13 protein-coding genes and 1 other RNA gene are annotated in these 12,355 nt (G+C 36.1%); 10 read left to right on the top strand and 4 right to left on the bottom strand.

All coding sequences use genetic code 11. The features are described from left to right. Nucleotides 1-185: 185 nt before the first annotated feature. From SJY09_RS09060 to SJY09_RS09045, 4 genes are all read left to right on the top strand, one after another. Nucleotides 186-836, top strand: coding sequence for a hypothetical protein (locus SJY09_RS09060; RefSeq protein ID WP_396635407.1), 651 nt, complete (start codon nucleotides 186-188; stop codon nucleotides 834-836). Between the two features lie 136 nt (nucleotides 837-972). Then, nucleotides 973-1,911 (top strand): hypothetical protein, encoded by a 939-nt coding sequence (locus SJY09_RS09055; protein WP_396635406.1) that lies wholly within the window; start codon nucleotides 973-975, stop codon nucleotides 1,909-1,911. A gap of 88 nt (nucleotides 1,912-1,999) precedes the next feature. Beyond that, nucleotides 2,000-2,557: a hypothetical protein gene (locus SJY09_RS09050; protein ID WP_396635405.1), complete on the top strand. Its 558-nt coding sequence runs from the start codon at nucleotides 2,000-2,002 to the stop codon at nucleotides 2,555-2,557. 77 nt (nucleotides 2,558-2,634) lie between these two features. Further along, complete coding sequence (locus SJY09_RS09045) at nucleotides 2,635-3,198, top strand: hypothetical protein (RefSeq protein WP_396635404.1); 564 nt, start codon at nucleotides 2,635-2,637, stop codon at nucleotides 3,196-3,198. A 191-nt stretch (nucleotides 3,199-3,389) separates the two neighbouring features. On the opposite strand, the gene SJY09_RS09040 is transcribed toward SJY09_RS09045, so the two are convergent. Further along, entirely contained in the window at nucleotides 3,390-3,575 is a 186-nt protein-coding gene (locus SJY09_RS09040; protein ID WP_396635403.1) for a hypothetical protein, read from the bottom strand. A 248-nt stretch (nucleotides 3,576-3,823) separates the two neighbouring features. Here SJY09_RS09040 and SJY09_RS09035 point away from each other — a divergent pair, with 248 nt between their 5' ends. From SJY09_RS09035 to SJY09_RS09020, 4 genes are read left to right on the top strand one after another with little or no spacing between them, the layout of a single operon-like run. Continuing rightward, nucleotides 3,824-4,561 (top strand): hypothetical protein, encoded by a 738-nt coding sequence (locus SJY09_RS09035; RefSeq protein ID WP_396635402.1) that lies wholly within the window; start codon nucleotides 3,824-3,826, stop codon nucleotides 4,559-4,561. Next, entirely contained in the window at nucleotides 4,562-6,415 is a 1,854-nt protein-coding gene (locus tag SJY09_RS09030; RefSeq protein WP_396635401.1) for a sensor histidine kinase, read from the top strand. It begins immediately after the preceding gene. Beyond that, nucleotides 6,412-7,035 carry a response regulator gene (locus SJY09_RS09025; RefSeq protein ID WP_396635400.1) on the top strand — a complete coding sequence of 208 codons (624 nt, stop codon included), beginning with the start codon at nucleotides 6,412-6,414 and terminating at the stop codon, nucleotides 7,033-7,035. The genes SJY09_RS09030 and SJY09_RS09025 overlap by 4 nt, the downstream gene beginning before the upstream one ends. 36 nt (nucleotides 7,036-7,071) lie before the next feature. After that, the gene (locus SJY09_RS09020; RefSeq protein WP_396635399.1) at nucleotides 7,072-7,875 is read left to right on the top strand and encodes a hypothetical protein; all 804 of its coding nucleotides are present in this window, start codon (nucleotides 7,072-7,074) and stop codon (nucleotides 7,873-7,875) included. Nucleotides 7,876-8,204: 329 nt separating this feature from the next. Here SJY09_RS09020 and ssrA read toward each other — a convergent pair. Then, nucleotides 8,205-8,602, bottom strand: a transfer-messenger RNA (tmRNA) gene (gene ssrA / locus SJY09_RS09015). 192 nt (nucleotides 8,603-8,794) lie between these two features. Between ssrA and SJY09_RS09010 the strand changes: the two genes are divergently transcribed. Together SJY09_RS09010 and SJY09_RS09005 are read left to right on the top strand one after the other, a co-directional pair. Beyond that, a complete protein-coding gene (locus tag SJY09_RS09010; protein WP_396635398.1) occupies nucleotides 8,795-10,000 on the top strand; it encodes an NAD(P)-dependent oxidoreductase in 1,206 nt (401 codons plus the stop codon). Nucleotides 10,001-10,033: 33 nt separating this feature from the next. After that, a complete protein-coding gene (locus SJY09_RS09005; RefSeq protein ID WP_396635397.1) occupies nucleotides 10,034-10,450 on the top strand; it encodes a hypothetical protein in 417 nt (138 codons plus the stop codon). Between the two features lie 102 nt (nucleotides 10,451-10,552). Here SJY09_RS09005 and SJY09_RS09000 read toward each other — a convergent pair whose 3' ends face one another. Then, on the bottom strand, nucleotides 10,553-10,876 hold the full coding sequence (locus SJY09_RS09000; RefSeq protein ID WP_396635396.1) for a hypothetical protein: 324 nt from the start codon (nucleotides 10,874-10,876) through the stop codon (nucleotides 10,553-10,555). A 61-nt stretch (nucleotides 10,877-10,937) separates the two neighbouring features. Continuing rightward, nucleotides 10,938-12,326, bottom strand: coding sequence for a cell envelope integrity protein CreD (gene creD, locus SJY09_RS08995; protein ID WP_396635395.1), 1,389 nt, complete (start codon nucleotides 12,324-12,326; stop codon nucleotides 10,938-10,940). Nucleotides 12,327-12,355: the final 29 nt, after the last annotated feature.

Raw genomic sequence — 12,355 nt, 5'->3', positions numbered from 1 at the left:
CCCGTAAAAAATACCTCATTAGCTCTAGTTGATGCATCAGGTCTTTCTTACAAAAATTAAACACTTTAACCTATTTTAATTGTCTTTCGTCGATAAATTACAAACATTTAAAGGGATTACGGTATGCCGTAAAAAAAAGCCTACCTCTGCTAGTATGTTTACAGAAAATCAATTAGCAGTAAAACATGAAATCCAGAACAGCAATATTTGTTTGCATTTTAATAGCTATAAACTTTAATAGTGCTGGCCAAGAGCGAAAAAAACAAAGTGTTTTTAAACAACTCTTTGGGGTAAGTGTGAATGAAACATCGGATAAGTTTGAAGGTACTACAACCTATCAGATGAAAGGAAATAAAGTCTTCTCAGAGCTATCAGGAAGTAATGCCCTCGGTAATCTAATTTTTGGTGGGGATGCGGTTACTTTCAATACGTTTATGAATTTAGAAAAGCATGTTTTAAAAGACGGTAGTTATGAGCTGGCTATATTATTTAAAGTTGAGGCCAATAATGACCTTTTTGTTCGAGTTATGGAAGGCGAATCTTTAATATTCCTATTAGATGATGGGCGCTTAGATCTTACTACGGATGGGTCATACAATACAGATTATGATATGATGAACCAAAGTTCTGTTGCTAATGCCAGGTACCGTATAACAAAAAAGCAAGTTCAACAAATCAATAGTTCTAGTAAAGTAGAGTTCCGTGTTATTCTTGATTCATTTCAGTTAGGCGCTGCTGAAGATAGAGATAAAAATAACCAGCACTTAGATGGGAAGTTTACAAAAAAGAATAGAAAGGTTTGGATCGAGTTTTATGATGATTACTTGGTTCTTTAATAATTAGCTCCTAGAACTTTGGTTTAAATACTAATATACATTTCATTAACCTTAAATGGTTATTGTTTTTTGGACTTGAGATTATGTCATTTAATCGTTTGTAATAAAATAGATTAACATATAAAATAATACAATCGTGAAAAAAGTATTCTTTGTTCTTTTTACCATTATGCTACTTACGGGTTGTGAGTCAGAACTTATAGACTCTGATAATTCCAATAACTCTGAAAATTCGGATAACGCTGGTGTAACACTTGTTGAGCTAGATAGAATTAGGCAGACACCAGCATTCATCAATTCCGTTATAGGTTATCAATGGAACGACTTTTATTATCCGGGGGCAAATATTTCTATATTCTCTTATGGAACATCGAATGTAATTGGTGAATTTGGCGCTACGGATGCCCAGGAAGAGCTTGAAATTCTAATGGAAATTGCAAGAAAAAAAACTATAGATGAGAATCTAAAATCATTTTCAACGGTAAATTACAAGAAAGGCTGGAATTATGATTCTTTAGATGCCGTTATGCTTCAGTCTGATTATTATATTACAAAAAAGAGTGGGGGTACCCTTTTTGTAACCAAAGATAACAGTATTAGGATAGAAACCTACCTTTTAGGTAGTAGGTATGTAGAAGGTTTTGCCTTTTCCTCTGCAGGTTTTTTTGCAACGGGGCACAATGGATTCGATTTTTCAAGCACGCTCAACGGTATTGTTTATTTTACAGAAGATGATGTCTTTTCCTATGATGAGCCAACCTCAATACCAATGTATCAATATGTTGATTATAGAATGCTTTTGCAGTTACGTTATTTGATTAGAAATGGAGCAAGAGAAGTTAGTCTTCGTGGAATAAAAATTGATGGCGAAGAGTTGCTCTTTAATCTTCGTGGAGATTCAGACCTAATTGCTCTTTCTGAGGAGTTTGAGTCCAATAATATAGAAACTTTATGGTTCAGGGCTAAAGGAGATTATCGAGTAGATTATTTTAAGGGGATTATATTTTCAAACGAGTCCGGCGAAACCGGTAACCGCTATATAGAATATAGAAAAGGAAAAAGCATTAGTAATTAACGAAAAGTTTACAGCGATCAGTAATAGTCCTGACTTACTATATCTTTTAAAAGTTAGACAAGAGAAATATTAAACTTAATTTTTTAAAATGAAAAATACTATTATCCTCACCTTTTTGGCTATTATGGTCCTATCATGTGGTTCTGATAATTTAAGTAATTCTAAAGCTGAAAATATAATTTCAGAATGCTTGGAAGCTGAACCTGAAATCAGAAAATCCAGTATTGCCATTGGTAAAGCAACATTTACTAAAAAGGATTATGATCAAGAACTTTTATCTAAATACGTACAGTTAGAATTAGAGGGCTATCTGCAGATGGAGTTATTGAGAGAGTTTACTACAGGTTGGAGAAAGGGAACAAAGGAGTATAGTATTAAGCTTAATGAAAAATCATTGCCTTTCATGGAGCAAATACCTGAAAAAGGAAATTTAGCAGTGGCGAGAGCATATAAATATGAGGTGGACAAAGTATTGGAAGTACAGGAGATACCCGCCATGAACTCCGCTAAAGTAAAAGTACAGTATAGGGCTGTTGACATAACTCCTTTCTCTGTTTTTTCTAGAAAGGACGCTAATGAATTTTGGATAGATGACTTAAATATGAAAAAAACTTCCAATGGATGGAAATATTGTGATAAGTTTTAATAATTGAAAGGGGATAATGGCATGGAATAAGCCTAGAATTAATTGAACAACAGAAATATTAAAATAAAAATTTAAGGATGCGATCATTTATTTTTAGTGCCAAATCAGTAATTCTTATGCTGGTAGCTCTGCCATTGTCACTTTGCTCCAATAATAATGATGACAAAGACGGAATCGACAACTTTGACCCAATTGTGATTAATTTCACGGAGGACTTTTTTACGGATTGTAATCAAACTCGTGAAGTAGATGGGGTAAAGCTAAGTTTTGTAGGTCTAAGTGAAAATGAAGGTGGTTGTAGCTTAGAGATCGGTACATGCCGTTGGAACGACAATATTTCTTTAGGCTTTACCTCGGGGAGTGGAAATACAGCTCCGTCCATAGCTCTATTTGGAGGCACGCTTGAAATTGATATAGATGGATTGGTTGGTTATACTAAGGCTACGATTACTATAGACGATAATTGTGGAGCTGGTTGTACAAATGCTAATTTATACGAAGGGATCAATGTGATTTCTACCATAGAAAATACTGTCTTGGGTAAGGACTTGGAGGATTTAGTTATTGGTTTGACAGAAGATTCATCTCTAATTAGAGTTTGGTCCTGTGAGGGCGCAATAGTAAGCATTTTGTTGGAATAGAACGATGTTCAGCTATTTACTATGAGGAGACCTAATTTACCGTGGTTTTTGTATGTACCTAAAATTAAGACAATAGTATATAGTCTATTTGCAAATTTTTTTCATAATTGGAATTAAACCCTCCACTTCTAGTACATTTCTAGTTCCCCCGAGTTCAAAACACAACTTCACTGAAGGGTTGTATCCCGTATTTATTTATCAAGTAACTTATTGATGATAGTATTGCCGTATATCTGTTTTTTGCTATGAAGCCTTAGAATAAGAACGAGTTCACTCTCCGTAAGTTCGTAAGCGGTTTTCAAAGATCTAATTTTTCTTTCTCCTAGGTCACGTAAATAGTCTAATTCTACCTTTTTATCTCTTTCTTCGTTTATCATGAAATGATATGCATTAGTTGTAGTGTTTGATTTTATTGGAGGGCGCATACTAAGTCGTAGTTGCTTTTAATAGACTGAAAGTAGTATGTAAGATATGTTATAACAATACCTAGTTCTGGGTATATTTTGAAGTGGTGCGACCGGTTTAGACCTATTTTTATATCTTTTAAGAAAATACCGCCTATTGGGTATTCTAAAAAGAGAATACTTTTAAGAGCTTTGAAATGAAACCAAAAACATTGTTCAAAATGATAAATTTAAAAAAAGCTACCCTATCAAGCGTATTATTATTTTTAATCCCCTTTTTATTATTGGCTCAGGGAAAGACCCTTCCTATTGGAGCAAAACAAAAAATTGTTATCAATAAAATTGAAAATAATCCAGCGCAAGCTTACAGTTCCACGATAGATTTAAATGATAGTCGCTTACAATTAATTATGGCGGGCCAGAATTACCAGACCAATTATGGGATTTACGCCTCTATTGAGGTGGCCGAATCTACTATGGGATCTGACTACAAGACGTTGAAGAAGGTTAATTTTGAAATAGTAAATTACAAACCAACTTATTTCATTGGAATAGACTCTATTATTGTCTCAGCGACTAGGGCTTTGGACGGACTCACATTTAAGATTTATACCCGCGCACTAAGTGATAAAAACACCTATTCTTTAAATGAGGATGTGTTACGTAATATTCATTTTGAAAAGGATAGTTACTTACATTCGGAAAGAATATTAAACCCTATGTTTCCAGAGCTTGATGCCAATGGTAAACCGGTATTAATGAGGGACGGGCGGATGGCATGTAAACCGGATAATGGAAAGGCCTTTGATTTTGAATTTTTCTATAAAGATGCCTATCTGGTGGTTAGAAAGGAAGATTATGATCGAAGAACTGAGGAAGCGCAACTATATAAAAATGAAGAAGCATTTGCTATGCCGGGTAGACGATGTAAAGAGAGTTATAATAAAGTTGTTTTTTAAATGTATAAATGGGCTAGATTTTTCTTTTTCCTTCTTGTACAGAACCTAAGTTTACATGCGTCTGATATTGAAGTGTTTTTTGATTTAACTAAAAATCAAGATTTTGTAGAAGCTCAAAAAGTAGCTGCTCATGTAAATGATGAAAATTTACGCGAGTCACTCTACAATTTAGCCCTCTTGTTATCCACTAAATCTTCGGATATTAACAAAATCCCCACCCTAAGAGAGGATGACAGTGATTATTTAAGATTTGTTAAGAATTTAATTCTAGGTTATAAGTATACCTACGGAACCAAGCAGAATAATCTTGAGGCATTTAAACGGTTCTCGTTAGCACTAAAATTAGGTTATGAGATAAATAATACGGTTTTAGAAAAGGCTGCTTTAATTGCTTTGTTAGATTTGTTCCGTTCCGAAATATTTATTGGCAGTAAACAGTTTGAACCCTATTTAGAACGATTTGTTGAGCTCAAGTCAGATCAAACAGATGATGCTTTAATAGTCATTTATAGCTTGGTTTTCTCGAGCAAAGGTGATGATGACCTAGAAGGGGTAGATTCTCAGTATTACAGCTATATTGAAAAATTAGATTCAATTTTTAATTTTTTCCCTAAATCACATTCACTCTACCCCAAATACTATTATGAGAAAGGAATTTATTATAAGATCGAGGAGAATTTTAATAAGTCAAAAAGCTTTTTTGTCAAGTCGGATAGTCTAGCTTCTAGACATGATTGGCAAAAAGATTTTAGGGGAGATGTCGCGTGGCAATTAGCGGCATTACATATGGAAAACAAACAATTATCTAAAGCTAAAAATTATCTTAAAATAGCTGCTCAAGCTTCAAAAAAGTTAAGGGATACTTTTTATAATTATAGGTTGGCAGCGGCAATATTCGAAAAAGAGGAGAATTATGACTCCTCCTATTATTACTTACGAAAATCCGTAGATATCGAGTATGAGTTGGGGTATAAGAACAATACCTTGGAATCATCAATATTGACTGTGCAAAACCAAACCGACAGACTAAAACTGGATAAATTAGAATTGGAATCCAGTAATATTAGAAATCGAAACTGGGCTATTCTTTTAGGACTTCTGCTGGTGACCGGAACCATAATTGGCGTTTTGATCAATAAAAACAGTAAGCGTAAACAACTTTTGGCCGAGCAACAAAAAGCTTTGGAGGTGCAAAAGGTTTCTAATATGTTAAAGGAGCAGGAACTGGTAACTATAGATGCCATGGTGTTGGGTCAGGAGAAAGAGCGGCAGCGCGTTGCCGATGAATTACATGATGACTTGGGTAGCCTTATGGCGGCCGTAAAGCTTCAGTTCAATTCCTTAGAGGCAAAGGAGAAAAAAGGAAATTTAGAAACCTTTTCTAAAACGGAGGAGTTAATAGACGAAGCCTATGGTAAAATAAGAGCTATTGCTCATGCCAAAAACTCTGGTTTAATGGCAAAACAAGGTTTGCTACAAGCTGTAAACCAAATGGCAGAGAAAATTTCTATCGTTAAAGGCTTAGAGGTGTCGGTGTCCGACCATGGTTTGGATACACGTTTAGAGAACAGTATGGAACTCACTTTGTTCCGTATCATACAAGAACTGTTGACTAATGTAATTAAACATGCCGAGGCTACAGAGGTTAATATTCATATTACCAATCATGGAGATACCTTAAATGTCCTGGTAGAGGATAACGGAAAAGGGTTTGAAACCCATCAAATAACGAATACGGAAAAAGGAATGGGTCTTAAAAGTATTGATAAACGTATAGCCCATTTACAAGGAAGCCTGGATATAGAATCGGAACTCACGAAAGGAACAGTAGTAATTATAGATATACCAATATGATAAGAATAGCCATTGCAGAAGACCACCAATCTTTAATAGATGGGATGAAGCTACTGTTAAAATATGAGGAAAATATAAGTATTGTTGGAACAGCGAACGACGGAGCGGACTTAGTGAACTTAGTGCGTTTAAAACGTCCCGATGTTGTTATAACCGACATCCGTATGCCGAAAATGGATGGAATTCAAGCAACGGAGATCATAAAAAAGGAATTTCCGGAAATAAAGGTACTGGCTTTTACAATGTTTGATCAAGATGAAGCGGTAAATCAAATGATAAATGCAGGAGCAACAGGTTATATCCTTAAGAATACGCCATTAAAAGAAGTTTTAGAAGCCATCGTCAGTTTGGCTAATGGTAAAGCCTATTATGATGCCAATATTACGGTAGCTAGTTTTGATGGGTTGAAGAAAAAATCGGAAAAAGGGGTACTGACACGTCGGCAAAAAGAAATATTAAAATTAATTGCTCAAGGTAAGACCTCAAGGGAAATCGGTGATGAACTTTTTATAGGCCTACATACGGTAGATACGCATCGAAAAAATATGACACGAATATTAGGCCTTAAAGGAAAAGGAGAGCTTCTAAGGTATGCTTTAGAAAAGAAATACGATTTTTAGTTAAATTACGGTTCATTAGTTTTTAAAATTTTAAAGATGAATGTTAAAAATCTACTATTTTCAATAGGTTTAGTCCTTTTTGGGTGTTATGCTTCTGAAGCACAGGCTTTAAGGTCTGATTATTATAGTATTTCCAATAAAACTATTCAGAAGTCTAAATTTGAAAATATTAGCTCAAATTTAGATTTTGTGCGTGAAGATTTTGATAACCAAGATTCATATTCCTTTGGCTTCAGTAAAATGGTTGCCAATTTAATTCCTATACTGGTAGATGGTGCTTCTAAACTATTTTACAATCCGGATAATTTTAATAAGGAATACTTCGCTACCTGTTCCCTCTTTGATTCCTCTGGTCGTTTTAATTCTTTAGACCCTAAGAGTAAACTCGTTTTTTCACGTATAGGTATGGATGAAAAAAAGAAAAAACAAGTGCTAAATAGTTTTGAGTTCGCAATTGGTGCCGTTGAAAATGCTGAAGGCTATTATTATATGGGATTACAGTCATATACCTTGAATTATTCGATGGCCAAGTTAAGTTCTCCAAAGAATAGAATTAATTATATTCTGGATCTTAGTTTTTATTATTTTGATGGAGATGATAAGGCTCAAGAATTTCACTTAAACCCAATCCTTTTAGATAATAGGAGTGTCCCTTTTAGTGAAGAAATTAAACAAATTCAATATCAAGTAATTCCTAAGATGAAGATTTTACAAACCGTTCAACTTCATGTGAGGGAAGTAAACGCTAGTAAACAAAATTGGGAGAAGTACTTAGAGCTATACCAAAGTAACCAAGGGGCTATTTCCAATTTTTTGATAAGAGCAGTAAATAGAAAATAAGTATTCTGTTTTATACGGTCTTTTGGCAGTCGGGCAAGGTTTAAATGATTCGACGCTTGCGTTTAAACCTAAGTTAAATTTCCTTTGAATTCTTCACATGCTAATCAGAGGTTGTTTACTTTGAACCCAACAGGTGTAACGAAAAAAACCACATGAAGGTGGTTTTAGAAGTGGAGCCGGAGGGGATTAACTACGTTGTTTCCTGTGGCTTTCGTACTGCGAATATAACTGTCAAGGCTAAAAATAGCCTTGGTGCCTAAAAACAAAAATCCCAAACAAGTACACTTGATGGGATTTTATATTTTAAGTCACTCCACAGTTGTGAGTGATCGTGGAGCCGGAGGGATTCGAACCCTCGTCCAAACAAGCAACGTCAGTGCTTTCTACATGTTTAGTTTCCGCTTAATTTTCGACGCAGGCCTGACCGGAAACGGCCTAACAAACGCTTAGCTTCTTAAGTTTTAGTGTTATTGCCAAAGCGAACAACAACCTTATGTTGACTTTTCTGGTGCTCCTAAATGGGTCGCCATCAACAAGGGCTACCCAGGAACATCTCGCTTCCCTACCTGGTAGGGACGAGGCAAATCCTACTATAATTCAGATTATGCGGCAAGAGCGTAATTGTTTTCGCCAATTAAAAGTGTGAAATATGAGATTTACGAGCTATATCCCAGCGCTCGACATGCTTACAATGCCATTGGTCTCGCTGTCAAAACCAGTCGGCCCCAATATGTAAATGAACTTAACCTTAAAGTACTTTTTAAGGTTTTGCGTTACCCTTTTTACAAAAGGGTCGGGCTTTTGGCAGTACACGGTACTTGCCGCTATCCCTAACGCGGGCAGCAAAGCTAACAAAAACTTGTGAGCCTATGCAAATCCCACTACATTTAAGGTCAAATATTATACCAAAAGAACAAACATGAAGTTCGGAATCATCAGAGAGCGTAAGAATCCACCAGACCGTAGGGTGGTACTGTCGCCAGAGGCATGTCAAAAAGTCCTTTCCAAACATAAAAATGCTAAGATAATAGTAGAACCCTCGACTATTAGGGCATTTTCCGATGATGCTTACAAAAAAGCAGGACTCACCGTAGCCTCTAAAATGGAAGAATGTGATGTGCTAATTGGTGTAAAGGAAGTGCCTATCGAAAATCTAATACCCAATAAAAAATACTTCTTTTTCTCTCATACCATAAAAAAACAACCTTATAACAGGGATTTGCTTCAGGCAATACTTGATAAGAACATCGAATTATACGATCACGAAGTGATTACCAACGAGAATGAACAACGTGTAGTAGCCTTTGGGCGCTATGCGGGAATCGTAGGTGCATATAACGGTTTTAGGGCCTACGGATTAAAGTACGGTACTTATGATTTGCCCAAAGCAGAAACACTTTCAGATCAGCAAGAACTCATCTCCGAATTGAAAAAAATAAAACTCCCCAACATCAAGGTATTGTTGACAGGTAGGGGACGAGTGGGCAATGGCTCTCGCGAAATGCTGGATGGGATGGGTATGCGGCGCGTAAACGTTACCGAGTATTTACAAGAGGATTTTAAAGAGCCGGTGTACTGTCAAATAGATGCGTCGGAATACAACAAGCGTAAGGATGGTTTACGAGGAAATAAGGGCGACTTCTTCGCCAACCCGGAACAGTATAAGTCCAACTTTTTTAGATTCACCAAAGTGACCGACTTCTACATTGCCGGACATTTTTATGGACAAGGAGCACCTTATCTATACACAAGAGAAGACGCTAAACATCCCGAATTTAAAATAAAAGTGGTAGCTGATATCAGTTGTGATATTGATGGCCCCGTAGCAACCACCATTAAACCCTCAACAATCGCAGACCCCATATACGGCTACAACCCAAAATCAGAATCCGAGATCGATTTTAAAAATCCTGATGCCATCGCCGTAATGGCAGTGGATAACCTCCCTTGCGAATTACCTAGGGATGCCAGTGTGGGTTTTGGAGCCGCTTTTTTAAAAAACGTAATCCCCGCATTTTTTAACGACGACAAGAATGGAGTGCTGCACAGAGCAAGAATGACACAAAACGGTAAATTGACCGAACGGTATAGTTATTTGCAGGATTTTGTGAATGGGAAGGAGTAAGTAGTAATATTTTCTACAAAAAACCTGTTGTTAATGACCGATAAAAAAATAAACCGATATACCAATGTAGAACTCTTATACTGCATAAAAACGGAGAAAGACGGTATGTTGGTTGATTCAGCTAAAACGGAATTGAGGAAACGAAATTTAAGCGATGAAGAACTTGGAATTGCGGAATCAGAATATTTGAAATATCAGCAATACGCGGAAAAGAGAAAAGATGAGCCATTGACTCGAGACGAATGGTTTTCTTTTTTCTTTTTGCCCTTTGTAACTCCTTCGCCGAGCTGGAGAGAGAATCATTTTTCTGCTTCTGAATATGAACGTTTCGAAAAATATGGATTTCGCAAAAAAGCCAAGCAGGCAACAGAAGTAAAACAATTAGGTTGTCTGTTTTGGGCTGTCGTTATAATAATTGGACTTGTTGTACGTAGATTTTTTAATCTTTAGAAAAGCTATTTCTTGCAAATTCCGGACAAAGCATCCTAGTAAATTAGTGCTGGAACTTACTATATGGCGCCAATATCATATAGAAATTATAGAATTTGTTAATCAATGAATTAATTCAGTGTACGATAGTACAATGATTAAATACCCTATGGCTATAGGAATATTAATTCCCATAAATAAGCCAGCTTTAAGTATCAGTGGTTTATTTGGAATGTTGGTCAACAGCGCGGAAAAGCAAATCAGAAAATATATTATATTCAGCAGTACGACACCCACTACGATTTTCATAAAAATAGCGACCACATCGGGATCGGGTAGGTATAGCAGGTAACTTGCTGTGAGGTGCCCTCCTAAAATTGTTGAAAATAAAGTAAGTGCTACGGCCCCTGTACTGAGCTGTTGTGAAGTATGATCGGTTAATATCATTACTCTTGTTTTATAAAGGTGTCTAAAACTAAGCTTAGACACCTTTCTGGTTTAAATTAAATTAAGCACCCGAACTCCAATCTATTTTCCGTGATGCGAACATTACAATAGCTAGGATAATAAACAATCCAATACTCCCCACTAACAGTGCATAACTTTCCAATTGAATAATTACAAAAATAAAAGAGTACAAGGCGGCTAATGACCCGAAAATGAGTAGAATGAATTTTCTATGTTTTAGAATGCTCTTGGAATACAGGGTAATTAAACCAATGACCGCCGCACTAGCAACTAGGTAGGCTTTTAAGAAATTTTGGTGTTCCGATATGGATATCAATAAGGTGTAAAACATCAGCAAAGCAATCCCTATCATGAGATACTGAAAAGCATGGATGTTTATTTTGCTAATGGTCTGTATCAAAAAGAAAACTAGAAAAGTTAGGGCTATGACCAGATAGCCATATTTTGCCGAGCGTTCACTTTTTTGATATTCATCAACAGGTACAAAAAGTTCGGTTCCAAATGAGAATTCCTTTAAATCCGGCAGGGAACCAAAGAAAGACTGTTCAAACTGGCGGTTGATTTGTAAAATGTTCCAATTGGCCACAAAACCTTCCGAGGTCACACTTTTTTCTTCATCTTCCTCTGGTAGGAAATTCCCCGTAAAACTAGGATCTTTCCAGTTGCTGGTCATGTGCAATTTTGTTTGTTTTCCTACAGGAACGAATCTAATCTTGGAACTCCCGTTCATGGTAATAGCGGTATTAAAAGTAACGGCTTTTGTTTTAGGGAGTGCACCATCAGCTAAAAACGGACTCTCCAATTCGTGCATGGGTACGAAACCCGTTAAGTAAGATTGGTTTTGTTGGTCCTTGTATCTGGGTAAAAAGGAGGTCGTTTCATCTCCCAACTGCATCTCAATCTGATTTTTAATGCCTTTAAGGTTAGAACTTCTTATGAGGATGGTAGCTTTTTCCCAAACCACATCTTCAGGTAGTACATCTTTCTGTTTAAAATCGGGAATACCAAAAGTACCTTCAATAGCCATTTCACTTGAAAAAACAGATGTTTCATAGATTCCCCTTTCTTTTTTAATAGCGTCCACATGTGCGTCAATGTTTAGATTATCAGGTAAAAAATAAGCGTAGTTAATATGGGTCTTACGTTTGGTAATTCCTTTCTTGGTTTCCGTATCGTAGGTGGTAGATTCCGTATAGGTTTTATAGGGAATTTTTAATATGGGCCCCATCAAAAGGACTTCCGTTCCCCATAAATTGCCTACTTCCGAGACGACTTCCTCTTGCCTTTGGGAGCGTTCGTTTATGAGTTCCTTTATGTAAATGAGTGGTATCAACAACACCAATATGAGAAAGCCTACCATGAGCATTCTTGCAGTAATACTTGTTCTGATCCAGTTGCCAAATCCTTTGTTCTTTTTTATTGTTTCCATTGTTGAATATTTAAAAGTACTTTGAATTT

Source organism: Maribacter sp. R77961 (genome assembly GCF_044594925.1).
Classification (GTDB): Bacteria; Bacteroidota; Bacteroidia; order Flavobacteriales; family Flavobacteriaceae; genus Maribacter.
The sequence above is the reverse complement of the archived record's forward strand: the minus strand, read 5'-3'. Positions and strand labels throughout refer to the sequence as shown.